The 24,087-nt window shown below is 60.6% G+C and carries 26 protein-coding genes and 1 tRNA gene; 8 read left to right on the top strand and 19 right to left on the bottom strand.

Features of this window, described 5'->3' with window-relative positions:
• Window positions 1-34: 34 nt before the first annotated feature.
• From G471_RS0105620 to motA, 3 genes are all read right to left on the bottom strand, one after another.
• On the bottom strand, window positions 35-400 hold the full coding sequence (locus G471_RS0105620) for a response regulator (protein WP_028994478.1): 366 nt from the start codon (window positions 398-400) through the stop codon (window positions 35-37).
• A gap of 90 nt (window positions 401-490) precedes the next feature.
• Window positions 491-1,435 carry a flagellar motor protein MotB gene (gene motB, locus G471_RS16790; RefSeq protein WP_043420917.1) on the bottom strand — a complete coding sequence of 315 codons (945 nt, stop codon included), beginning with the start codon at window positions 1,433-1,435 and terminating at the stop codon, window positions 491-493.
• 33 nt (window positions 1,436-1,468) lie between these two features.
• Window positions 1,469-2,326, bottom strand: coding sequence for a flagellar motor stator protein MotA (motA, locus tag G471_RS0105610; protein ID WP_028994477.1), 858 nt, complete (start codon window positions 2,324-2,326; stop codon window positions 1,469-1,471).
• 170 nt (window positions 2,327-2,496) lie between these two features.
• Between motA and G471_RS0105605 the strand changes: the two genes are divergently transcribed.
• Window positions 2,497-3,027: an NUDIX hydrolase gene (locus G471_RS0105605; RefSeq protein ID WP_028994476.1), complete on the top strand. Its 531-nt coding sequence runs from the start codon at window positions 2,497-2,499 to the stop codon at window positions 3,025-3,027.
• Between the two features lie 7 nt (window positions 3,028-3,034).
• Here G471_RS0105605 and G471_RS0105600 read toward each other — a convergent pair whose 3' ends face one another.
• The 11 genes from G471_RS0105600 to G471_RS0105550 form a co-directional block, all read right to left on the bottom strand.
• Window positions 3,035-3,655, bottom strand: coding sequence for a hypothetical protein (locus tag G471_RS0105600; RefSeq protein ID WP_028994475.1), 621 nt, complete (start codon window positions 3,653-3,655; stop codon window positions 3,035-3,037).
• Between the two features lie 16 nt (window positions 3,656-3,671).
• Entirely contained in the window at window positions 3,672-3,794 is a 123-nt protein-coding gene (locus G471_RS18645; RefSeq protein ID WP_245580507.1) for a DUF3149 domain-containing protein, read from the bottom strand.
• Between the two features lie 42 nt (window positions 3,795-3,836).
• The gene (locus G471_RS0105590) at window positions 3,837-4,349 is read right to left on the bottom strand and encodes a FixH family protein (RefSeq protein ID WP_051295300.1); all 513 of its coding nucleotides are present in this window, start codon (window positions 4,347-4,349) and stop codon (window positions 3,837-3,839) included.
• A gap of 7 nt (window positions 4,350-4,356) precedes the next feature.
• Window positions 4,357-5,763 (bottom strand): cytochrome c oxidase accessory protein CcoG, encoded by a 1,407-nt coding sequence (gene ccoG, locus G471_RS0105585; RefSeq protein WP_028994473.1) that lies wholly within the window; start codon window positions 5,761-5,763, stop codon window positions 4,357-4,359.
• Window positions 5,764-5,873: 110 nt separating this feature from the next.
• Window positions 5,874-6,767, bottom strand: a complete 894-nt coding sequence (ccoP, locus tag G471_RS0105580; protein WP_028994472.1) for a cytochrome-c oxidase, cbb3-type subunit III — start codon at window positions 6,765-6,767, stop codon at window positions 5,874-5,876.
• A 15-nt stretch (window positions 6,768-6,782) separates the two neighbouring features.
• Window positions 6,783-6,959 carry a CcoQ/FixQ family Cbb3-type cytochrome c oxidase assembly chaperone gene (locus G471_RS0105575; protein ID WP_028994471.1) on the bottom strand — a complete coding sequence of 59 codons (177 nt, stop codon included), beginning with the start codon at window positions 6,957-6,959 and terminating at the stop codon, window positions 6,783-6,785.
• Between the two features lie 5 nt (window positions 6,960-6,964).
• On the bottom strand, window positions 6,965-7,600 hold the full coding sequence (ccoO, locus tag G471_RS0105570; protein ID WP_028994470.1) for a cytochrome-c oxidase, cbb3-type subunit II: 636 nt from the start codon (window positions 7,598-7,600) through the stop codon (window positions 6,965-6,967).
• A gap of 16 nt (window positions 7,601-7,616) precedes the next feature.
• On the bottom strand, window positions 7,617-9,044 hold the full coding sequence (gene ccoN, locus G471_RS0105565) for a cytochrome-c oxidase, cbb3-type subunit I (RefSeq protein WP_028994469.1): 1,428 nt from the start codon (window positions 9,042-9,044) through the stop codon (window positions 7,617-7,619).
• A gap of 375 nt (window positions 9,045-9,419) precedes the next feature.
• On the bottom strand, window positions 9,420-9,623 hold the full coding sequence (gene ccoS / locus G471_RS0105560; protein ID WP_028994468.1) for a cbb3-type cytochrome oxidase assembly protein CcoS: 204 nt from the start codon (window positions 9,621-9,623) through the stop codon (window positions 9,420-9,422).
• Window positions 9,623-12,064 (bottom strand): heavy metal translocating P-type ATPase, encoded by a 2,442-nt coding sequence (locus G471_RS0105555; RefSeq protein WP_028994467.1) that lies wholly within the window; start codon window positions 12,062-12,064, stop codon window positions 9,623-9,625. The genes ccoS and G471_RS0105555 overlap by 1 nt, the downstream gene beginning before the upstream one ends.
• Before the next feature lie 56 nt (window positions 12,065-12,120).
• A complete protein-coding gene (locus G471_RS0105550) occupies window positions 12,121-12,888 on the bottom strand; it encodes a 3-hydroxyacyl-CoA dehydrogenase (protein ID WP_028994466.1) in 768 nt (255 codons plus the stop codon).
• A gap of 149 nt (window positions 12,889-13,037) precedes the next feature.
• On the opposite strand from G471_RS0105550, the gene G471_RS0105545 reads away from it, so the two are divergent.
• A complete protein-coding gene (locus G471_RS0105545) occupies window positions 13,038-14,000 on the top strand; it encodes a diguanylate cyclase (protein ID WP_028994465.1) in 963 nt (320 codons plus the stop codon).
• Window positions 14,001-14,034: 34 nt separating this feature from the next.
• The gene (locus tag G471_RS19030) at window positions 14,035-14,181 is read left to right on the top strand and encodes a hypothetical protein (protein ID WP_157272450.1); all 147 of its coding nucleotides are present in this window, start codon (window positions 14,035-14,037) and stop codon (window positions 14,179-14,181) included.
• Between the two features lie 38 nt (window positions 14,182-14,219).
• Here G471_RS19030 and G471_RS0105535 read toward each other — a convergent pair.
• Window positions 14,220-14,295: transfer RNA gene (locus tag G471_RS0105535), tRNA-Thr, on the bottom strand.
• Between the two features lie 75 nt (window positions 14,296-14,370).
• On the opposite strand from G471_RS0105535, the gene murJ reads away from it, so the two are divergent.
• The 5 genes from murJ to G471_RS16785 are packed head-to-tail and all read left to right on the top strand — an operon-like array spanning window position 14,371 to window position 20,637.
• Entirely contained in the window at window positions 14,371-15,921 is a 1,551-nt protein-coding gene (gene murJ, locus G471_RS0105530; protein WP_028994464.1) for a murein biosynthesis integral membrane protein MurJ, read from the top strand.
• Between the two features lie 14 nt (window positions 15,922-15,935).
• Window positions 15,936-16,565, top strand: a complete 630-nt coding sequence (locus G471_RS0105525; protein ID WP_028994463.1) for a YbhB/YbcL family Raf kinase inhibitor-like protein — start codon at window positions 15,936-15,938, stop codon at window positions 16,563-16,565.
• Between the two features lie 13 nt (window positions 16,566-16,578).
• A complete protein-coding gene (locus G471_RS0105520; RefSeq protein ID WP_028994462.1) occupies window positions 16,579-17,238 on the top strand; it encodes a transglutaminase-like cysteine peptidase in 660 nt (219 codons plus the stop codon).
• 11 nt (window positions 17,239-17,249) lie between these two features.
• Window positions 17,250-19,163 carry a bifunctional diguanylate cyclase/phosphodiesterase gene (locus tag G471_RS0105515; protein WP_028994461.1) on the top strand — a complete coding sequence of 638 codons (1,914 nt, stop codon included), beginning with the start codon at window positions 17,250-17,252 and terminating at the stop codon, window positions 19,161-19,163.
• Between the two features lie 4 nt (window positions 19,164-19,167).
• Complete coding sequence (locus tag G471_RS16785) at window positions 19,168-20,637, top strand: CYTH and CHAD domain-containing protein (protein ID WP_051295299.1); 1,470 nt, start codon at window positions 19,168-19,170, stop codon at window positions 20,635-20,637.
• A gap of 116 nt (window positions 20,638-20,753) precedes the next feature.
• Here G471_RS16785 and G471_RS19560 read toward each other — a convergent pair whose 3' ends face one another.
• From G471_RS19560 to G471_RS0105490, 4 genes are all read right to left on the bottom strand, one after another.
• The gene (locus G471_RS19560; RefSeq protein ID WP_081700145.1) at window positions 20,754-21,113 is read right to left on the bottom strand and encodes a prepilin-type N-terminal cleavage/methylation domain-containing protein; all 360 of its coding nucleotides are present in this window, start codon (window positions 21,111-21,113) and stop codon (window positions 20,754-20,756) included.
• A 180-nt stretch (window positions 21,114-21,293) separates the two neighbouring features.
• Window positions 21,294-21,644 carry a prepilin-type N-terminal cleavage/methylation domain-containing protein gene (locus tag G471_RS19555; protein WP_281170382.1) on the bottom strand — a complete coding sequence of 117 codons (351 nt, stop codon included), beginning with the start codon at window positions 21,642-21,644 and terminating at the stop codon, window positions 21,294-21,296.
• A gap of 68 nt (window positions 21,645-21,712) precedes the next feature.
• Window positions 21,713-23,299: an HD family phosphohydrolase gene (locus G471_RS0105495; protein WP_028994459.1), complete on the bottom strand. Its 1,587-nt coding sequence runs from the start codon at window positions 23,297-23,299 to the stop codon at window positions 21,713-21,715.
• A gap of 19 nt (window positions 23,300-23,318) precedes the next feature.
• The gene (locus G471_RS0105490) at window positions 23,319-24,086 is read right to left on the bottom strand and encodes a 3',5'-cyclic-nucleotide phosphodiesterase (protein ID WP_028994458.1); all 768 of its coding nucleotides are present in this window, start codon (window positions 24,084-24,086) and stop codon (window positions 23,319-23,321) included.
• Window position 24,087: the final 1 nt, after the last annotated feature.

The raw sequence follows: 24,087 nt of genomic DNA, 5'->3' as shown, positions 1-24,087 counted from the left end.
ATCCGGGCATGCTTCCCGGACGAGCCAGAACCTCTCAGCCAATCACCTTGCGCACGACTTCAATAAGCTTCTGCGGATCGAAAGGCTTGACCAGCCAGCCGGTGGCACCCGCCGCGCGTCCCTGCGACTTCATCGCATCGGATGACTCGGTGGTCAGCATCAGGATCGGCGTCGAAGCGTATTGCGGCAAGGCGCGAAGATTGCGGATCAGGGTCAGGCCATCCATGCGCGGCATGTTCTGATCGGTCAACACCAGGTTGACGCTGCGCGACTTGGCCTTGTCCAGGCCATCCTGCCCGTCGACGGCCTCGACCACTTCATAACCCGCACTTTTCAACGTGAATGAAACCATTTGGCGAATGGAGGCAGAATCATCAACAGCAAGAATGGTTTTGGCCATTTTTCCCTCATCTCTCTACAGAAATTCAAATTCATCCCGGACGGCGACAGGCCTTCCCGGGAACCGCGTATTCATACTTTGCGTCCGGACTTAACCCGCGCGCCCGCTGGGGGTCGTTGGCAACTGCAGCACCGGCGGTGCGATATCGTCACCGTCGGCATCATCCGGATTATTCTCTTCGTTCAGAATCGCCCGCTCGGTCCGCTGATTCAACACAACAATGCTGATCCGCCGGTTGACCGGATTCAAGGGGTCGTTCTTGTCGAACAACAGTGTCGAACCCAGACCGACGACGCGCAAGACCTTGTGATCGTCCATGCCGCCAGCAACCAGCTCGCGCCGCGAGGCATTGGCCCGGTTGGCCGACAATTCCCAGTTGGAGAAACCGCCAACACCCCCAACGAAGGGCGCCGCATCGGTATGGCCGGCCAGACTGATGCGGTTGGACACACCGTTCAGGGCCAGACCTATCTGCTGCAGCAACTGCCGCGTATAAGGCTTGACCGTATCGCCGCCGGAATCGAACATCGGCCGATTCTGTTCATCGACGATCTGGATACGCAAGCCTTCGGAAGTGATGTCCAGCAGGAGTTGTTTCTTGAACTGGGCGAGTTGCGGACTCTGCTCGATCATCTTCTCGATGTCTGCCTTCAGCAATTCCAGGCGCTCCTGCTCTTTACGCCGGAATTCGAGCTGAGCTTCCTTGGAGAAAGTCGTGCGCTTGGCTTCGACGTCGCCCTTCTTGACCTGGCCGGACTGGCGGGTCAGATCCTGGCCACCGCCCTTGAGAATGCTTGTTGCGTCACCCGAGCCCGCTCCGCCGGACATCGACACCTTCATCGGGTTCTGGAAATAATCGGCAATGCCCTGCAGATCGCCCTTGGACGTGGAGCCAAGCAGCCACATCAGCAGGAAGAAGGCCATCATTGCCGTCACGAAGTCGGCGTAGGCAATTTTCCAGGCGCCACCGTGCGCACCGCCGGCAACGACCTTCTTGCGTTTGATGATAATCGGGCGGGTGGAGTCGTCGCTCATCTATATTCGCTCTGTGTCGGCAGCATGTGCTGCTTACTTGCCCTTGCGGGCCTTGAGCTCTTCCTCGAGTTCGCGGAAACTCGGGCGCTCGTGCGCCCCCAGCGTCTTGCGCCCGAATTCGATGGCCACCTGCGGCGCATAGCCCGACATCGAAGCCAGCAGGACCATCTTGATGGTCTTGTAGATCACCCCGGATTCGTTGGCTTTCTGCTCAACCTGACCGGCAATCGGCGCGACGAAACCATAGGCCAGGTAGATACCCAGGAAGGTACCGACCAGCGCGCCCGCAATCATCTTGCCCAGCACGGCCGGCGGCTCGCCGACCGAGCCCATCACGTTGATCACCCCCATGACCGCGACCACGATACCGAAAGCAGGCACACCGTCGGCCACCTTCTGAATGACGTGCGCCGGTTCTGCCTGTTCATGGTGATGGGTCTCCAGTTCGACATCCATCAAGCTTTCGATTTCGACCGTGTTCAGGTTGCCACCAACCATCATGCGCAGATAGTCGGTCATGAAATCGAGCACATGGTGATCGGAAACGATATTCGGGTACTTGGAAAAAATCGGACTGGCCTCGGGATTCTCGACATCGTTTTCAATCGACATCAAGCCTTCCTTGCGCACCTTGGACAGGATTTCGAACAATAGTGCCAGCGCATCGACGTAGTAGGCCTTGTTGTAAGGCGAGCCTTTGAGCGCGCCCGGGATGGCCGCCACCGTGGCCTTGACCACCTTGATGTTGTTGCCGGCGACGAAACTACCGACGGTCAGGCCGAAGATGGCGATGTATTCCAGCGGGACCCAGAGCGCCAGCAAGCTGCCGTGCACGGCATAGGTGCCCAATGCCGAAGCCAGGATGATGACGTAGCCGACGATCAAAAACATGTGAAACCCCTTTAGCGCCCCCTGAGGCGTTACCGACAGGTCGTTCTATCTATATTGTGTTTCGCTATTGTAGCCACAGGCTTCCGGGAAGCGCAAAGGAAGTTGCCACCTGCTACAGCGAGGATCGGCAGTGATAGACTGCAAGTCCACCGTTTCCCAACACCTCCGGAATGTCGTACTGCACCCGCTGCGGCAGCGCTGCCTCCCTGACCATCCCTGCCGGCGACAATCTGGCGCGACAAGTATGCACGAGTTGTGGGCATATTCACTACGACAATCCGCGCATGATCGTCGGCTGCATTGCCGAATGGGAAAACAGGATACTGCTTTGCCGGCGCGCCATCGAACCCCGCCTGGGTTACTGGACGCTACCGGCCGGCTTCATGGAAAACGGCGAGACAACCAGCGAGGCCGCTCGCCGCGAGACACTCGAAGAGGCTGGCGCACAAGTCAGCGTCGACGCCGCCTTCGCGCTGGTCAGCATCGCCCACATCAATCAGGTGCACCTGTTTTACCGCGGCCGGATGACCTCATCGTCTTACAGCGCCGGCGAGGAAAGCCTGGAAGTTGCGCTATTTCACCCGGAAGAAATTCCCTGGGAGGAACTCTCCTTTCGCAGCGTACGCCTCTGCCTGGAGCACTACCTGGCCGACCGGCAACAGGGCGGTTTCGGCTTCCACGAGCACAGCCTGGAACCTTGAACCGGGTTCAGGCGCCGACAATCCGGGCTCGCAACTCCAGTTGATAGCGCCCGGATTGCCAGGCCGCAGGCAAGGGAGTCGTGGCAACTGCACCGCTCATTGCTGCCAGCAGGCGAGCGGCAATCACCGGGTCAAGCACCCCCGACAGGCGCAAGGATGGCGGCGCCAGCCCGGACTGATAGTCGATGTGGAAAATCAATTCACCCGGCGGCACGGCACTTCTCAACGCTTCGTCGAGCAAATTTCCGAAGGCCCTGCCCAGCGCCAGTCGGTATGCCGACAATTCTTCGCCAGCAGGTATTGCCTGAAGACCTCGTTCGATTTCTGCCGGGCCGCTTTGGGCATGCCCCCGCACATCCGGGCGCCCAGTTGGCAGCTTGTCCACGGGAACCGGAGCGCGACCGGGGACACGTGCCTGCGGCGCCGTATCTGCAGCATGCTGTGGCAAGCGCTTCGACTGATGGCCAAGCACTGCACTTAGCTTGCCGCTGCCTTCCGGCTGCTGCGACCGGGGAAAATCCAGCCCAAAATACACCAGCAGATGCAGGAACAGCGACAAAGCTAGCGCCTTCCCCACCCCAAAAAAACAATCCCCGCTACTCTCCTTGAAGCAGCGGGGATCGTTCATTACCGAATGCCGGGAATTACTTACCCTTGGCGCTCAGTTCCTCGTTCATCTTGCTCGAATAGAGCTTGCCCATGACGGCGCCAATTACCACCACGCCGACAATCACGCCCAGGCTCATCAAGCCGATATCACTCGTCAACAACAGTTCCCAAGCCATAAACACCTCCCACTAACAAAAAAATCAACCCGCTTTCGCATCCAGGCGCAGCGGCTCATCAAAGCCGGCCTGCCACTCCCCTTGAAGACGCCATTGGCCCGCAGGATCTTCAAGCGTGACATGCCAGCGACCGGCCACATCTTCAGCCAGTACCCCGCCGTAGAAACCCGCCCCTTCGGATTTCAACGCTACTTTCTGATCCCTGCCGTCGATCGTCGGATGCGTCAGACGCAAGACGATCTCTTCCGGCAAGGCGACCTTTTCCTTAGCCGTGATCAACAAGCGCACATTCAGGCCGGCACGCATCACATCGGCATGCAGACCCAGTTGCGAAGCCTGGTGATCGCGCTCCAGTCGCTGGTTCATCGCCAGCCCCTGCTTGTAATAATCGTCGGCTACCAAACCGTCGGCACTCACCACAGCGATCCAGATGGTGAAGATCGCGGCGATGATCACCAGCCCCGGGCCGGCCATCAGAATCCACGGCCACGGCTCCTTGTACCAGGGTTTGCTATCAGAAGTCATCGTTGCACTCATGGTTCTCTCAGGGCATCAGGAAAGAGGCTTTTTCACGAACCGAAATTTTCTCGTCCGCGTCCGCCTGGATATTGAAATAAATGGTGTTCGCGCCGCTCTTGCCCGATTCCGGCGGAACACGAACGACCACGGTGAACTCCAGATTTTCGGCACTACCGACTTCGACCGGGCGCTCTTCTGCCAGATGCACGCCGGCCAGGCCATCAACCGAGATTTTATAGCGTTGTGCCTGTTCGGTTGTGTTCATGAACTTCAGGTTATACACATTCTCGATCGAGCCATCGTCGGCCTCCCGCGACAAGGTCGATCGATCACGAATGACATCGACCATCAAGGGTACCCTGGTCGCCAGCGACCACGCCGTTGCAATGCAGATCAGGATGAGAATCCCGGTGTACAACAGGATACGCGGACGCAGAATGTGACCGACCACCTCCGAGGCGCCGAATTTCTTTTCCAGGGCATTCTCGGTGGTATAGCGGATCAGACCATGCGGCTTGCCGATCTTGTCCATGACCGGGTCACAGGCGTCGATACAGGCACCGCAGCCGATGCACTCGTACTGTATCCCCTTGCGGATGTCGATTCCTGTCGGGCAGACGGCAACGCACAGACCACAATCCACGCAGTCGCCCAACGCCGATGCATCGACGTCCTTCTTCCGTGCGCCCCGCGGCTCACCGCGTTCCGGATCATAGGTGATGACCAGGGTATCCGGATCGAACATCACGCCCTGGAAACGGGCATAGGGACACATGTACTTGCACACCTGCTCGCGCAGGAAACCCGCCTGCATGTAGCAGAAACCGGCGTAGAACAGCGTCCAGAACATCTCCCAGCCGGACAGGCCGAACGGCAGCGCGGCAAGCAACTCCTGCATGGGCGTGAAATAGGCGACCAAGGTGAAACCGGTCCACAGCGACAGGGCAATCCACAACAGGTGCTTGACCGCCTTCAGCCGGAACTTCCTGGCCGTCATCGGTCCCTTGTCCAGTTTCATCCGAGCCGAACGATCCCCTTCGATGCGACTCTCGATCCACATGAAGATTTCGCTATAGACCGTCTGCGGACAGGCATACCCACAAAACAGCCGCCCGGCGATGGCAGTAAACAGGAATAGCGCGTAAGCGGAAACAATCAGCAGGACGGCCAGATAAAACACGTCTTGCGGCCACAACACCAGGCCGAAGAGATAGAACTTGCGCTCGACCAGATGGAAAAGGACCGCTTGGCGATCATTCCAGACCAACCAGGGGGTCAGGTAGAAGATGGCTTGGGTCAGCCAGACGAACACCCAGCGCCACGTCGTCCACCAGCCCTGGACATCGCGGACATAAATCTTCTTGTGCTTTTCGTAAAAAGACACTTCTGCCGCAGGCTTTGCCTCCGGAGTATTTTCGTCGCCAAATTTCATCTTATCTCTTTATCAAAATTACGCTGCTGCAGGCAACGCAATTTTGATAAAACCGCTTCGACATCGCAAGAAAAGGGTGGCCAGTGGCCACCCTTTTTTGTCAAACGCGCTTACTTACCACCCAGGCTGGTCACGTAGGCAGCCAGCAGATGCACCTTGGCATCGCCCAGGAATTCCTTCCAGGCCGGCATCTTGTTCTGACGACCATTGGTGATCGTCTCGATGATGGTGGCTTCGGAAGAACCGTACAACCAGACCTTGTCGGTCAGGTTCGGCGCACCGAGGGCCTGCATGCCGGTACCGTCAGCACCGTGGCAACCGATACAGCCAGCTTCGGTGTAAGCCGTTTCACCCTTGCCGGCACGAACGGAGTCATGCGGCAGACCAGACAGGGAACGGACATAGTTGGCCAGATCCTTGATCGTCTCACCACCCAGGGCTTCGTGCGGGGGCATGACGCCCATGCGGCCATTGGCAATGGTTTCAACGATCTGTTCGGCCTCACCACCCCACTGCCAGTCGCCATCGGTCAGGTTCGGGAAGCCCTTGGCACCGCGGGCATCAGCACCGTGACACTGCATACAGTAGGTCAGGTACAGGCGCTTGCCCATTTCCATGGCCTGCTTGTCTGCGGCAACCGCCTTGAGGTCCATGGCCATGTACTTGTCGTACAGCGGCTTGACCTGAGCATCCACCTTGGCCACTTCTGCAGCGTGCTGACCACCGGAGGTCCACCCCAGCATGCCCTTGAAGTTGCCCAGACCCGGGTACAGCGCCAGATAGACCAGCGCAAACACCACGGTGATCACGAACATCCAGCTCCACCACTTGGGCATCGGGTTGTTGTATTCCTCAAGGGTTTCATCCCAGACGTGACCCATGGTCTTGCCCGGCGTGAAAGTCGCCTTGCCCTGGACGATCAGGAGAACCGCGCAGGCCAGAATACTGCCCAGCACGATCACGATGACGTACAAGTTCCAAAAATCGCTAACGAAATCGCTCATTTGCTTTCCTTTATTTCAGCGCGGGTGCGACGTACGGGACGCCGCACCATCATCATCACCTTCTGCGAACGGCAGGTTGGCAGCTTCTTCGAACCCCTTCTTGCTGCTCTTGCCGTATGCCCACCACACGATTGCCAGAAAACAGACCAAACCGGCAACCGTCAGAAGCGAACGCAGATCGTTGATGTCCATGGCCATCACTTCATGGCGCTCAATGCGGTACCCATGCCCTGGAGATAGGCGATGAGAACATCCATTTCCGTCATGTCGCCGATGTCAGCCTTGGCCGCCTTGATTTCCTCATCCGAGTACGTCGGGATGCCGCGCATATTGGCGTACATGCGCATCACGCCCATCTTGTCCTCGATCTGAGCTGCCACGCTGGTCTTGGCCTTGGTGCTGGCCAGGAATGCGTAGGCGGGCATGTTCGATTCCGGCACAACGTCACGCGGATTCATCAGGTGGGCACGCTGCCATTCGTCGGAATAGCGACCGCCGACACGATGCAGGTCCGGACCGGTACGCTTGGAACCCCACTGGAACGGGTGATCATAGACAAACTCACCCGCCACCGAGTAGTGGCCATAACGCTCGGTTTCGGCGCGGAACGGACGGATCATCTGCGAGTGGCAGTTGTAGCAGCCCTCACGCAGATAAACTTCACGACCGGCCAACTGGACTGCCGTGTAGGGCTTGACCCCTTCAACCGGCGTCGTCGTGGACTTCTGGAAGAAGAGCGGCACGATTTCCAGCAGCCCACCCCAGAGCACCACAAACAAGGTCAGAACGAAAAGCAGGCCTACGTTCTTCTCAATTTGCTCATGCTTCAACATTGTTTTCTCTCCCTAATCAGGCGTGATGAGCAGCCGGAGCGATCACCGGCGCATCCTTGGTGTTGCCACCAGCCATGGTCTTGAACATGTTGTAAGCCATGATCAACATACCGGACAGGAACAGCACGCCGCCGAGCCAACGAATTGCCCAGAACGGATAGGAACCCTTGACCGATTCGACGAAGCTGTAAGCCAGGGTACCGTCGGCATTGACTGCACGCCACATCAGGCCCTGCATCACACCGGCAATCCACATCGAAGCGATGTACAGAACGGTACCGATGGTGGCGATCCAGAAGTGAACCGTAACCAGGGCGGTGCTATACATTTCGGTCTTGCCGAACAGACGCGGCAGCAGGTAGTACATCGAACCGATCGACACCATGGCCACCCAGCCAAGCGCACCGGAGTGCACGTGACCAACGGTCCAGTCGGTGTAGTGCGACAGGGCATTGACGGTCTTGATCGACATCATCGGGCCTTCGAACGTGGACATACCGTAGAAGGACAGCGAGGTGATCAGGAACTTCAGGATGGGATCGTCGCGCAGTTTGTGCCAGGCACCCGACAGGGTCATGATGCCGTTGATCATGCCACCCCAGGACGGTGCCAGCAGGATCAGCGAGAACAGCATACCGACGGACTGGGTCCAGTCAGGCAGCGCGGTGTAGTGCAGATGGTGCGGACCCGCCCACATGTAGGTGAAGATCAGCGCCCAGAAGTGCACCACCGACAGACGGTAGGAATACACCGGACGGCCAGCCTGCTTCGGCACGAAGTAGTACATCATGCCCAGGAAGCCTGCGGTCAGGAAGAAGCCGACGGCGTTGTGGCCGTACCACCACTGGATCATTGCGTCCTGCACGCCAGAATAGACGGAGAACGAACGGGTCAGCGAAACCGGAACGGCGGCGCTGTTAACCAGATGCAGCAGGGCAACGGCGATGATCATCGAACCGAAGAACCAGTTGGCCACGTAGATATGGGAAACCGTGCGCTTGGCGATGGTGCCGAAGAAGACCAGACCATAGGAAACCCAGACCAGCGTGATCAGGATGTCGATCGGCCACTCGAGTTCGGCATATTCCTTGCCGGTCGTGAAGCCGAGCGGCAGCGAGAGCGCAGCCAGCAGGATGACGAGTTGCCAACCCCAGAAGGTGAAGGGGATCAGCGGGCCGCCCCAGAGGCGGGCGTGACTGGTACGCTGAACGCACCAGTAAGACGTTGCAAACAAAGCGCAGCCACCAAACGCAAAAATAACCGCGTTGGTATGCAGCGGACGCAGACGGCCATAAGCCAGCCACGGTCCATAGTTAAGCTCCGGCCAGACAAGCTGGGCGGCAATAATGACACCGACAAGCATGCCGACGATGCCCCAGATGACAGTCATGACGGCGAATTGCCGTACGACCTTATCGTTGTATGTGGTTTGTGTTCCAGACATGAACCCACCTCTCGTTAATGAAAAACGGAATGCCCACCTCCCTGAACCCAAGGGGGCACATAAAAGCGGATGGTATTCTAGTTGAGACGGGGTGTTTTGACCTAGATCAAGCTACTGACTATCTGGCTTGACCATGGGTGATTTTCCTACGCCCAGCAAGCTTTTTCCCGGACATCACCAGTCACGGAAGCGACAAAAAAACCAGCAATTTCAGATAATCGACTGGTATTGCCAAACATCGCAAATCAGCGACAAGTGAACAAAAAAAGGGTGCGTCGCAACGCACCCCAACCCCAACAGAGAAATTTCGCAAGCCGTTCGACTTGCATCGCCGAGGATATTGACAGTCGCGAGCCTCCCTGGTGTTGACGCAGGTCAAATTTCGTCTTTTTTGTCGTCCTTTTTCTTTTCCTGCTCGGCCACTTTCCCCTGCGCCGCCTCATCGTCGTCCATCAACACCTTGAACGCCGGCCCTTCGAGATCGTCGAACTGCCCACTCTTGACCGACCACCAGAAGGCCGCCGCGATACCAAAGACCAGCAGGACCGAGATCGGCACCAGCAAATAGACACTTTCCATCAATCGTTCTCCAGGCGCTGGATGCGCAGCGAGTTGACCACCACCAGCAAGGAACTCAGGGACATGCCGATGCCGGCCATCCACGGGGTCACGTAACCGGCAATGGCGGCCGGCAGCGCAACAATGTTGTAGGCAAACGACCACCACAGGTTCTGCCGGATGACGACCAGCGCGAAACCGGCTCGGCCAAGCCCCTTGTGCAGATGCCCGAGATTTTCCGAAAGCAGCACGAAATCGGACTGCGTCCGCGCCAGTTGCGCACCACTGCCCATGGCCACCGAGACCTGGGCCTGCGCCAGCACCGGCGCGTCGTTGACCCCGTCGCCAACCATGGCCACGATGGCCCCGGCCGACTGCAATTCCGTCACGGCGGCATGCTTGCCGGCCGGCGTCATGCCAGCACGCACGTCGTCGATCCCCAGTTCGGCCGCCACGCGAGCCGCAACCGCCGGCGCGTCGCCGGTGAGCAGGACGACCTGACGGCCGCCCCGACGCAGATCCCCGACCAGCTTGCGCGCCTCGGGGCGTAACTGGTCGCCGATGCGGAACAAGGCCAGCGGCCCTTGTGTATCGGCCAGCAGGACCACGGTATCGCCGCTTTCCAGCCAATCCGTTGCCACTGCTGGCAGGGCAGCATCGCTGATTGCCAGCGCATACGCCGGCCGACCGATACGATAACGCCGGCCGTCAATCACCGCTTCGATCCCCTGCCCCGGCTCACTGATCGAATCCGTCGCCTGCCAGCGCGCATCGCCGGGCGCAGCATGGCGCAAGGCCATGGCCAGGGGATGTTCGGAAGCCTGTTCCAGCGCAGCTGCCAGATTCAGACTATCCTCCCGGGACATTTCGCCGAGAACCAGAATGTCCTGCAGGTGCATCTGCCCGGTGGTCAGCGTTCCCGTCTTGTCGAAAACGAAATGTGTCGCCCGCGCCAGGGTTTCAATGGCGTGACCGCGCGTCACCAGCAGGCCGTCGCGGGCCAGTGAACCGGCGGCCACAGTCAGAGCGATCGGGGTCGCCAGTGCCAGCGCACAGGGACAGGTCACCACCAGCACAGAAACGGTGATCCACAGCGCACGCGAGGGCTCGACCAGGTACCAGCCAAACGCGGTCAGGATCGCCACCACCAGCAGCGCCGCCACGAAATAGGTGGCAATCCGGTCGGCGATTTCGACGATGCGCGGTTTTTCCAGCGAAGCCCGCTCCATCAGGTCGATGATTGCCGACAGCCGGGTTCCCTCGCCCACCTGATCGACGCGAACGACCAGCGGGCTTTCGGCATTGACCGACCCACCGGTCACCGGATCGCCGGGCTGTTTGGGCACCGGCAGGCTTTCCCCGGTAAGCAGCGCTTCGTTGGCGCAACTGATCCCTTCGACCACATGTCCGTCAGCCGGAACAATGTCTCCGGGACGGACCAGCACATGGTCGCCGACCCGTAGATCGGCCACGACCACTTGCGTCGCTTCGCGGTCGGCGGGGAAGTTCACAATCTTCTGGGCAAAGGCCGGCAGCAGCTTGGTCAGCGCCTCGGTCACGCTCAAGGCCTTCTGGCGGGCAGTCATTTCGAGGTAACGACCGCCGAGCAGGAAGAAGACGAACATCGTCACCGAGTCGAAATAGACTTCGCCTCCCTGAATGAAGGTGGCCCAGCAACTGGCGGCAAACGCCAGCCCGACGCCCAGGGCCACCGGCACGTCCATGCCGACGCGCTTGAGCTTGAGGTCGCGCCAGGCGTTGCGGAAGAATGGCGCCGACGAGTAGAAAACGACCGGGATGGTCAGGATCAGGCTGGCCCAGCGCATCAGGCTCTCGATGTCGGCGCTCATGTCGCCGTCGGCGATATACACCGGGTAGGCGTACATCATCACCTGCATCATGCCGAAACCGGCGACCCACAGACGCCACATCGCGCCACGCCGCTCGTTGCGGGAAATTTCCTCGTTCTTCGCCGCGTCGTAGGGATAGGCGCGATAGCCGATGGCGGCGACCGCCCGCAGGATGTCGGACAGCTTGATGCGCGACTCGTCCCAGCGGACCCGCGCCCGCCGCGAGGCGTAATTGATGTCCACGGCGATCACGCCGGGCAATTTACCGATGTGCTGTTCGTTGAGCCAGATGCAGGCGGCGCAAGTGATGCCTTCAAGCAGTAGCGAGGCTTCCCTGTCGTTCTCGCCAAGCGCCTTGACGAAACTCTTCTGGAATTCGGCGTGATCGTAGAGCGCCATCTGCTCCAGGATCGCCGGCATGGCTTCTCGCGGCGACTCGGGCAACGCGTCGCGACTCCGGTAATAATCGGCCAGGCCGTTGTCCACGATTGACTGGGCCACCGCCTGGCAACCGTAACAACACATCGCCTTCGTTTCGCCGTTGATGACAACCGGTAGATCGACATCATCCGGAATGGGCAGACCGCAGTGATAACAGGAGGCTTGTGACATGCAACAAAAAAGGCACCGGAGTGCCTTTGCGGGTCAGGATGGACGCCAAGTATAGATTATTTGGTCCCCATCCGGATTGCGCCGTCCAGACGAATGACTTCGCCGTTCAGGTAGGCGTTTTCCGCGATATGCCGGACCAGCGCCGCGTATTCGGCCGGTTTGCCCATGCGCGTGGGGAACGGCACCATCTTGTTCAGCGACTCCTGGACTTCGGGCGGCATGCCGAGCAGCATCGGTGTTTCCATGATCCCCGGCGCGATGGTCAGGCAACGGATACCGCTGCGCGCGAGCTCGCGGGCCACCGGCAGGGTCAGTGCCACGATCCCGCCCTTGGAAGCGGAATAGGCGGCCTGCCCGAGTTGCCCCTCGAAAGCGGCCACCGAAGCCGTGTTGACGATCACCCCGCGCTCACCGCCGGCATCCGGCTCGTTCTTCATCATGGCCTCGGCCGCGAGGCGAAGCATGTTGAAGGTGCCGACCAGGTTGATGTTGATGACCCGGGCAAAGCTGTCCAGACGATGCGGGCCTTCCTTGCCCAGCACCTTCTCAGCCGGGGCCACACCGGCGCAATTGACCAGGCCGTGAACGGCACCGAAACGCGACAGGGCGGCAGCAATGGCATTCTGTGCCGAAGCTTCGCTGGTGACATCGGTCTCGACAAAGATCGCGTTCTCACCCAACTCGCTGGCCAAGGCCTCGCCGGCGTCACGATTGACATCAACCAGGACCACCCGCGCCTCCGCTTCGAGCAGACCGCGCGCCGTCGCTGCACCCAGACCTGAGCCACCACCGGTAACCACAAACACCTTATTTTTCAGTTGCATATGCTTTCTCCTGTAATTATTCGACAGCCCAAACCAAACGGTAGCGTATGGACTGAAGCAGCATATTAACCCTCCCGGCAACGCCAGCCAAATCCGCAAGTGCGATGCAGATGCTATGATTTGCCCACATCATTTTTCGCCCGGACGCGATGCCTGCCGGAAAGTACCAACTACTCGTCGTCGATAGTTCCAGTGCCAATCGCCAGCTGATCGGCGAATGCCTGTCCCAGCTCGACGACGCCAGCGTCTCTCTCGCTGCTGACGGCCAATCTGCAGTGGAACTCATCGCCAGCATCCGACCGGACCTGATCCTGATCGACATGAACCTGCGCGACACCGACGGCATCAGCCTGGTCCGCAGAATACGCAACCGCGAACAACTGAGCACGGAAAGCGACCTGAACCTGTGGACGCCGGTCATCTTCCTGTCCTCGGTCATGGATGAAGACATGCTCGCCCAGGGCATCATTGCCGGCGGCGACGACTTCCTGCACAAACCGGTCTCCGAGATCATCCTGCTGGCCAAGGTCCGGGCCATGCTGCGCATCGTCGGCATGCAGCGCGACATTCACGCCGCCCACCGCCGACTCAAGCAGATTGCCACCCTTGACGGCCTCACCTGCATTCCCAACCGGCGTTACTTCGACGACACGCTGACCACCGAATGGAAGCGCTGCCAGCGCGCCGGCGCACCGCTCAGCCTGCTGCTGATCGACATCGATTATTTCAAGCAATTCAACGACGCCTACGGCCACCAGGCCGGTGACCAATGCCTCAAGGCCGTCGCCTCGGCGCTCAACGAATCGCTGTTCCGGGTCGAGGACAGCGTCGCCCGCTACGGCGGCGAGGAGTTTGCCGCCATCCTGCCCGGCACCGCCGCCGCCGGTGCGCTCGCGGTTGCCGAACGCATGCGCGCGTCAACCAGCGAACTGCGGATTCCCCACAAACACGGCGTGGACAGCTTCGTTTCCTGCAGTATCGGCGTCGCCAGCACCCATCCAGTCGCCGAGCAGACAGCAGAACAATTGCTGCAAGCCGCCGACCACAGTCTGTACGAAGCCAAACACGCGGGCCGCAACCGTATCGTTCTGCATCCGGAATGCCGGGGTTGAGGCCGGAAGCGCGGAGAAAGCCACAGGAGGCAGCGTGCGCAAACTGATCTACCTGGTCGCGCTTGCTGCAACCGGCACCCTGGCCTGGCACTACCCTTTCCTGTTCGAATTGCCCCTGATCGTTGCCATCGGCGGTGCCTGGTGGGCTTTTTTCGCGCCGAACGGAGCACAGGAAAAGTAAAAAAGGGGTACGGACTGACCGTAACCCCTTGAATTCTTTGGTGCCGTTGAAGTGAATCGAACACTCGACCTACTGATTACGAATCAGTTGCTCTACCAACTGAGCTACAACGGCACAGGCCACCCAACGAGCAGCACAGCGTAGAATTATAGCTTTTCCCCCTGGCTTCAGGCAACAAGGCTGCGACAAATGAATTTGCTGCGCGCGCTGGCGACGGTCAGCGGCATGACCCTGCTCTCCCGTATCCTCGGTTTTGTCCGGGATTTCGTCATCGCCCGGACCTTTGGCGCCGGCGCGGAAACCGATGCCTTTTTCGTGGCCTTCAAGTTGCCCAACCTGTTGCGCCGGATGTTTGCCGAAGGCGCATTCTCCCAGGCCTTCGTGCCCATCCTCGGCGAATACAAGAATCAGCGTTCGCCGGAAGACACGCGTACACTGGTCGATCATGTCGCCAGCCTGCTGTCGATGGCCCTGTTCGTCATCACCGCCATCGGCGTAGCCGCAGCACCGCTGCTGGTCTGGCTGTCGGCGCCGGGCTTCGCCGACGACGTCGGGAAATTCGAACTGACGGTAGCGCTGACCCGGGTGACTTTCCCCTACATCCTGTTCATGTCGCTGGTCGCGCTCGCCGGCGGCATCCTGAACACCTGGAGCCGTTTTGCCCTGCCGGCATTCACCCCGGTGCTGCTCAACCTCTCCTTCATCGGCATGGCACTGTTTGCTGCGCCCTACTTCGAACCGCCGGTGATGGCGCTGGCCTGGGCGGTGTTCTTCGGCGGCTTCCTGCAACTGCTGATTCAGATTCCGGCCTTGCGCCGCATTTCCATGCTGCCGCGGCCGTCGATCAACTGGCGGGCCGCCTGGGCCGATCCCGGCGTCAGACGGATCAGCACCTTGATGCTGCCGGCCCTGCTCGGGGTCTCGGTGTCGCAGATCAGTCTGCTGATCAACACCATCTTCGCCTCCTTCCTGCAAACCGGCAGCGTGTCCTGGCTGTATTACGCCGACCGGCTGATGGAATTTCCTTCCGGCCTGCTCGGCGCCGCCCTCGGCACCATTCTCCTGCCATCGCTGTCGCGCTGCCATGCCCGGCAGGATTTCGTCGAATACTCGCGCCTGCTCGACTGGGGACTGCGCCTGACCTTCCTGCTCGCCGCGCCGGCCGCGCTGGCGCTGGCGATCCTGGCCGTGCCGCTGATCTCGACCCTGTTCTTCCACGGCGCCTTCACCGCCAACGACGTCTGGCAGACCCGCCAGGCGCTGATAGCCTATTCGGTCGGCCTGACCGGGCTGATCCTGGTCAAGGTGCTGGCACCGGGTTTCTACGCTCGGCAGAACATCCGCACCCCGGTCCAGATTGCCCTGATTTCGCTGGCCGCCACCCAGGCCATGAACCTGGCCTTCGTCGGCTGGATCGCGCACGCCGGACTGGCACTGTCGATCGGTCTGGCCGCCTGCCTGAATGCCGGCCTGCTCTATCGAGGCCTGCGGCGGGCCAGCATTTACGCACCGGAAGCCGGCTGGCTGTTATTCTTCATGAAATTGTCCTGCGCCATGGCTGTCATGGGCGTCGCCCTGTGGTTTGCCAGCGGATCGGCAGATAGCTGGTTCGCCAGTTCGGTCGGCGAGCGTATCCTGCGTTTGTGCTGGCTGGTTCTGCTTGGCGCCAGCGCATATTTCGCTACACTATGGCTTCTCGGTTTCCGCCTGCGCGATTTCAAACGGCAGGCAGCACAATAATCAGGAGACTCACCATGCAACTGAGCAGCAACAGCTTTGCCGATGGCCAGCGCATTCCGGGCGATTATTCCTTCTGCACACCGGACCCCGCCCGGCATGTCTGCCTGGGCAGCAACCGTAATCCGCAACTGGCCTGGTCGGGCGCTCCGGAAGGCGCCAAGTCCTTCGTCGTCATCTGTCACGACCCCGACGTGCCGAGCAAGGGCGACGACGTCAATCAGGAAGGGCGAACCGTTCCAGCGTCGCTGCCGCGCGTCGATTTCTTCCACTGGGTACTGGTCGATCTGCCGGCCAGCCTCAGCAGCATCGCTGAAGGCGAGTTCAGCAGCGAGGTCACGCCCCGGGGCAAATCCGGCCCCGCGGCCGCCCACGGCGCCCGCCAGGGAATCAACGACTACACCGCGTGGTTTGCCGGCGACCACGACATGAGCGGCGATTACTACGGCTACGATGGCCCCTGCCCGCCGTGGAACGACGAAATCGTCCATCACTACGTGTTTACCGTCTATGCACTCGATATCGAGCGCCTGCCGCTGGATGGCCGTTTTGGTGGCGCCGAAGTCCGCGCCGCGATGGCCGGACACATTCTCGCCCAGGCCAGCCTGACCGGGACTTACACGCTCAACCCGGCACTGACGGAATAAGCCGGAAGGCATCATGTCCAGCGCACGTCCCGGCCTGATCACCCTGCTGCTGCTCGCATGGATCGGGCTGGGATCAGCGTTCGGACTGGATTTCGAACGTCTCAGGGACACGCTGCTCGCCCGCCACGGCCAGGAGCCGCTGGCGCTGTTCGAGGACTGGCGCCGCATGCTCGGCAGTGCCCGCGGCGGCAGCGAGCAGGAACAGGTCCGGCGGGTCAACGACTTCATCAACCAGCGCATCGCCTTCGACGACGATTTCTCGTTGTGGGGCCAGACCGATTACTGGGCCACGCCACTCGAAACCATGGCCCAACGCCGTGGCGACTGTGAGGATTTCTCCATCGCCAAGTATTTCTCGCTGCTCGAACTCGGCATCCCGGTCAGCAAGCTGCGCCTGGTGTACGTCCGTGCCACCCAGGCCATGCCCGGCGGCGGCAGCATCCAGCAGGCGCACATGGTCCTCGCCTATTATCCGCGCCCCAACGCCGATCCGCTGGTTCTCGACAACCTGAACAAGCAGATCCTGCCGGCATCGCAACGGCACGATCTTTCCCCGGTTTTCAGTTTCAACAGTGCAGGCCTCTGGCAAGGCACCGGCAACCAGACCAGCAGGAGCAACCTCTCCCGCTGGCAGGATCTGCTCGCCCGTGCCCGCGCCGAAGGCTTTCAGTGAGGTAAATGTCCATGTCCCTGTTCCGACAACTCTGGCTCGCCGTCATCGCCAGCACCATCATCGCCTTTGCCGGCAGCTTCATCGTCAGCATGGTGACCGCCCGCGATTATCTTGAGCAGCAGCTGGCAATCAAGAACAACGACAACGCCGCTTCGCTGGCTCTCTCCATGTCGCAACTGGACAAGGACCCGATCACCGTCGAGCTGCAGGTCGCCGCCGTCTTCGACAGCGGCCAGTATGCCCAAGTCAGGGTGATCGACCCCGACGGCAAGCCGATGATAGAAAAGACCAGCCCGCCGTCCGCCGGTGGCGTGCCGGCCTGGTTCATCAGCCTGTTCCCGATCGAATCGCACCCCGGCTCGGCGCAGGTCACCAACGGCTGGACCCAGTTCGGCACGGTCGAGCTGGTCAGCCACAACCAGTTCGCCTACGGCGAACTTTGGAACGGCGCCTTCCGGCTGCTCATCTGGTTTGGCGGCGGCGGTATGCTGATGGGGCTGATCGGCATGCAGATCCTGCTGCGCATCAAGCGTCCGCTAGACGCGGTGGTTGGCCAGGCACAGGCGATCAGCGAACGTCGCTTCATCCGCATCGACGAACCCACCACCCCGGAACTGAAAAGCCTGGCCAGCGCAATGAATGCCATGGTCTCGCGGGTCAAGGCCATGTTCGAGGAAGAAGCCGCGCGCCTCGAACAGGTCCGCCGCGAAGCCACCCTCGACAGCCTGACCGGGCTGGCCAACCGTTCCTATTTCATGAACCAACTGGCGTCGGCACTCAATGACGACGACGCACCGCCCAACGGCAGCCTGGTCATGCTGCGTCTGGCCGACCTGGCTGGCGTCAATCGCCGCCTCGGCCGCGACAGCGCCGACGAACTGCTGCGCCGGATCGGCGCCCATCTGTCCAGCCATGCCAGCGCCCAGCCCGGCGCAGCTGCTGCCCGTCTCAACGGTGCCGACTTCGCCCTGCTGCTGCCCGGCAACGACAACCCGGCACCGATCGCCGACCAGTTGCTGGCCCTGCTGCGCGACCTGGTCGCCGCCGGCCTGATCGACGGCGAGGGCGTCGGCCATATCGGCAGCGGCGTCTATCGCCACGGCGAAAGCCTGGCCAGCCTGCTCTCCCGCGTCGATGCCGCGATTGCCTCGGCCGAGGGCGAAGGCAATCTGGGCTGGCGTTGCGCCAACAGCGACGACGCCCAGTGCGCGAACAACAACGCCGACTGGCGGAAGGTGCTCGAATGCGCCATCGAGACGCAGCGCCTGCGCCTGATCGAATTCCCCGTCGCCAACAGCAGCGGCACCCTGCTCCACCTGGAATGCCCGCTGCGCCTGCAAGCCGCCGAGGATGGCGAATGGCTGGCCGCCGGCAGCTTCATGCCGGTCGCCTCCCGCCTGGCGATGACCAGCGAGCTCGACCTGGCCGCCGTCAACCTTGCGCTCGAACGCCTGGCCCTCGGCCTCCCGGCCGTGGCCGTGAACCTCTCCGGCGAATCGATCTACGACGCCGACTTCCGCCAGCGCCTGCACGCCATGCTCGGCCATCGCCGCGAACTGGCCGCCCGGCTCTGGCTGGAAGTTGCCGAAATTGGCGCCTTCCAGCACTTTGACGAATTCGTCGCCTTCACCGGCTTGATTCGCCCGCTCGGCTGCCGCCTCGGCATCGAGCACTTCGGCCGCCAGTTCAGCCAGATCGGTCGCCTGCACGATATCGGCCTGGATTACCTCAAGGTCGACGGCAGCTTCATCCGCGCCATCGACAGCCAGCCGGGCAACCAGGCCTTCCTCAAGGGGCTGTGCGGCATCGCCCACAACATCGGCCTGACCGTGATCGCCGAAGGCGTGCAAACCCAGGACGAACTCGACATGCTGCCCGAACTGGGCTTCGACGGCGCCACCGGCCCGGCCGTGCCGAGGGTGTGAACGCATGGCGACTGAAATCGAACTCAAGCTGCGCCTCGACCCGAAAACCGTCCGCAAGCTGCTCGCCCATCCCCTGCTGACCAGCACGCCGAGCAGCAAGCAGCATCTGCTGAACACCTATTACGACACGCCGGAACTCGATCTGCGCGCCCGCCGCGTCGCCATGCGCTTTCGCAAGAAAGGCTGGGAATGGCTGCTCACGGTCAAATCCGCCGAGCCCGCCAGCGGCGGACTGGCGGTGCGCAACGAATGGGAGACGGCGGCTGTTCCCGGCGTCTTCGACTTCGCCCATGTGGACGCCGCTGAACTGCGACATTTCCTCGAACAACACCGCGACCGACTGGAACCGGCATTCACCACCGATTTCCGGCGCCAGGCATGGCTGCTGCCGTGCGGTGAATCGCTCATCGAAATGGCGCTCGATCGCGGCCATATCGCGGCTCGGGGTCGTCGAGAAGCGATCTGCGAAGTCGAACTGGAACTGGTCTCCGGCCGCATCGAAGACATCTTTGCCCTGACCCGGCAACTACAAGCGCAGATCAACCTGCACCCGGCCGTCGCCAGCAAGGCCGAACGCGGCTACCGGCTCTATCTCGACGAACCGCGCCAGGCATTTCGCGCCAAGCCCCTGCCGATCAACGCCCGGCAAACGCCAGTGGCCGCCTTCCGCACCATCGCCCTCGGGTGTCTCGAGCACTTCCAGCGCAACGAGGAAGGTCTGCTGGCCGGCGGCGAAGCCGAGTTCATCCACCAGGCCCGCGTCGCCCTGCGGCGCCTGCGCTCAGCCATCAAGTTGTTCGCCCCAGCCCTGCCGGAAGACTTTGTCGCCGCCTACGGCCGTAGCTGGCAAACCCTGGCCGGCGCCCTGGGCGACGCCCGCAACTGGGACGTCTTCCTCGAAGAGACCCTGCCCCCGATCCACGCCGCCTTCCCGCACAACCACGACCTGCGCCGCCTGCGCAACGAAGCCAGACGCCGCGTCAAATCCGACCGCCACGCCATCAAGCACCTGCTGGCGCTCAAGGAATACCCGCGCCTGATGGTCGAATTCACCGCCGCCGTGCATGCACTTACCGACACCATCGACATCCCGCTGAAGCGCTTCGCCGACGAGCGCATCGCCGCCCACACCCGCAGCGTGCGCAAGATGGCCGAACAGTACGACACGCTCGACCCAGAACAACGCCACATCATGCGCCTGCGCTTCAAGAAACTGCGCTACGCCATGGAATTCATGACCCCGCTGCTACCGACCCGCGGCATGAAAACCTACCTCAACACCCTGGCCAAGCTGCAAGAAGCCCTGGGCCTGATCAACGACCAGGTCACCGCCGAACTGCTGATCAACGAAGCCCTCGGCCAGAAATCCGCGACAGCAGCGCATGGCTGGGTTGCCGGGCGGCATGAGCTGCTGATTGGGCAGGTGCCAGATTTGTTGGCAGCGTGGCTGAAGGCTGCCCCGAATCGGCACTAACGGTTGCGTTCACGGAAAATAAAAAAGCCCGGGGGCCGCTAAGCCACCGAGCTTCTGGGAGGGGAAAGGGCACTAGAAAACTTGGCCTACCCCCTACTTATCCTATTTGCTAGGTTTTACTGACAACGTCCAACACCAAAGTTGCAGGCGATCGTGCCCGTTCCTGGAGCTTGCGGGGTTACGGTAACGACGGTATTGTTGGTAACCGCTGCGGTGATAGTCGCAAGCGTTGTAGGCCAATCGGCCGGGACTGCACAACGGCTCCAAGCCGCAGCCGTCAACATTGCGGCATCTTGGGTAGAAGCGGCTGCAACAGCCGCATTCATCATGCCCTTGGCTTCAATCATGCAAGAATTGTTGGCAGTGCGAATCGTGTAATCGCGATACTGCGGCACAGCAATAGCAGCCAGAATGCCGATGATCGCCACGACGATCATCAGTTCGATCAGGGTAAAACCTTGTTGAGCTTTTTGCATTTGAATCTCCTTTATTGGGATAGGCGGGAAACCGCTGAGAAAAGTAAAACAGTTTTCGTGCCAGAGCCAGCACATAAAATTATTCTTAAAAATCAACAAAAATTCAACACATGCATCAAACCAAACCAAACATGTGACAATTTTTGTCAGAACCGACGCACAAAGTGCGTCACCATAAAACTACTGACAGCGCCCCGTACCGAAATTGCATACAACCACAGCATTGCCAGGGTTCAGCGGTGTCACATTAACAACGCTATTGGCGCTGACTGCTGCAGTTATTGCAGCCAAAGTAGCAGGCCAGGCAGCAGGCACATCACAGCGCCCCCATGTTGCGACTGCCAGGAGTCCTGTATCCTGAGCCGCCGCAGCAGCAAGCGCACTGTTTAGCTGCCCCTTAGCCTCAATCAAGCAGGAATTATTTGCCGAACGGATCATGTAAGCGCGGTATTGCGTTACAGCAATCGCTGCAAGAATTCCGATAATTGCCACAACAACCATCAGTTCGATCAGTGAAAAGCCCCTTTGCATTCTCCCCATCCCCCCCCCCCTAAATACCTACTAATTAATCAATTTTCGGGCCAAGAGACCAACAGCATTCAACAATCCACCTGCCCCCGATCCAAAAAAGTCTCCCCATAACGGCGATGCACCCCTTGCCGCAGGAAGGCGTCAAACAGGTCCGGGTCGATGTGACCGTTACTGCGGAAGTTTTCCATGATCTTCATGGCTTCGGAGAGCTTCATCGGTTGCTTGTAGGGGCGGTCCTTGGCGGTCAGGGCTTCGAAGATGTCGGCGATGCCCATCATCCGGGCTGGCAGGCTCATTTCTTCGCGCTTCAGGCCTTTCGGATAGCCCTTTCCATCCATGCGTTCGTGGTGGCCGCCGGCGTATTCGGGCACTTTCTGCAGGTGCTTGGGCCAGGGGAGCTGCTCCAGCATGCGGATGGTGGCGACGATGTGGTGATTGATGATTTCCCGTTCCGCCGCCGTCAGGGTACCGGCACGGATGCTGAGATTGTCGAGTTCGTCGGCATCGAGTAGCGGCACTTCCTCGCCGGCCGGGTTGCGCCAGTGATAGTCGCTAGCGATCTGCTGGATGCGTGCTAGGTCCTCGTCGCGCATCCGTTCGGCCCCCTTGTTGGCCTGGCGCAGGAATTCCCGATCAGCATCGAGCTGGGCGCAAAAAGCCTGGTATTCGGCTTCGGCCTGGGCATTATCAGCTCCAGTCACGATTGACTTCAGCTTACGAATCTCGGCGTCGCGGCGCAGGACTTCGAAGCGCGTATCGACCAGCGCAATACGGTCGAAGATGGTCTGCAGCTTGGTGGCTTTTTCAACGACATGCACCGGGGTCGTGACCTTGCCGCAGTCGTGCATCAGCGCAGCGATGCGCAGTTCGTAGCGATCCTTGTCACTGAGCTTGAAATCGGCGAGCGGGCCGTCGTCGATGGCGTCGACGGCATCGGCCAGCATCATCGTCAGTTCCGGCACGCGCTGGCAGTGTCCGCCGGTGTGCGGTGATTTTTCGTCGATGGCCAAGTTGATGACCTGGATGAAGGATTCGAACAGGGTTTCCAGTTGTTCGACCAGTTGCCGGTTGGTCAGCGCGATGGCAGCTTGTGAAGCCAGCGACTCGGCCAGTTGCTGATCGGCTTGCGTGAATATATCGACTTTACCGGTGGCCGGATCGATGGCATTGATCAGTTGCAGGACGCCGATGATTTCTCCGGCATGATCCTTCATCGGCACGGTCAGGAAGGAGCGCGAGCGGTAACCGGTGTGGGCGTCGAAACGGCGCGTCCCGGAGAAATCGAAGCCTTCGGCTTCATAGGCGTCGGCAATGTTGATGGTCCGTCCCGACAAGGCGGCATGGGCGGCAACCATGCTGTCGTTCGGTCTGCCATCCGGATGATGCAGCGGCAGATCGGAAAAATTGTCGGTCAGCGGTTTGCCGGTGGCGCCGCCGAACGCCAGGCCGAGTGAGTCGGTACGGACGATCTTGAATTGCAGGTGTTGTCCGTCGGGAGACAGACGGTACAAGGTGCCGCCATCGGCACGGGTGATTTCCTTGGCGGCGAGCAGGATTTTTTCCAGCAGGGTCTGGATGTCGCGTTCGGCAGAAAGTGAAACGCCGATATCGTTGAGCTGCTCGAGACGATGAAACAGGTCACTCAAGGTTTGCATTCCGCTTCTCCTGCGTCGCTCAAAACGTCAATACCAGTCCGTTGCTCAGCCGGCGGGGCGCCAGATGACCCAGACAGGATTCGACTTCGGCCAGGGTGGCTTCGGCCTGCCCCGGTTTCAGGTGGGTGATGTAAAGATCGCACGCTCGTTCAAGTTTTGCCAGCCCATCGGCCAGCATGGACGGGCAAAAATGTTTTGAAAGAACGGCCAGATCACGTTCGCGATCCGGGAAAGCACATTCGATGATCAGGATGCGCAGGTTGTCGATAGCGTTGACCGCCTGCCAGAAGGCATCGCAAGGCCCTGTATCGCCGGAGAAGACAAGGCTGGCCTGCCCGGAATCGATCCGATAGGCCACGGCAGGTACCGAGTGGTCGACCGGCAAGGGCAAAATGCTTCGATCACCCAAGCGCAAGACCTGCCCGGGTGAGAGTTCGTGATAGCGCATGAACGGCGCATCGGCCGTTGGCAGACGGGAAAAATCTGGCCAGATCGTACCGTTGAAGACATGCCGCTGCAGCGCTTCGATGACATCCGCCGGCGCGTGCACCGTCAACGGTGTCTGCCGCATGCCGGCCACGGTATCGACCAGCAGCGGCAGGAAAGCGATGTGATCGAGGTGGGCGTGGGTCAGGCAGACGTGATCAATCCGGCACAGGGCATCCATCGACAGATCGCCGACGCCGCTGCCCGCATCGATCAGGATGTCGCGATCGAGCAGCAAGGCGGTGGTTCGCTGCGCTGCCCCGCCGATTCCCCCACTGCAGCCGAGCACGCGCAGTTCCATG

Source organism: Azonexus hydrophilus DSM 23864, from assembly GCF_000429605.1.
Lineage (GTDB): Bacteria > Pseudomonadota > Gammaproteobacteria > Burkholderiales > Rhodocyclaceae > Azonexus > Azonexus hydrophilus.
Note: the sequence above shows the minus strand (reverse complement) of the source record. Positions and strands in the feature narration are given on the sequence as shown.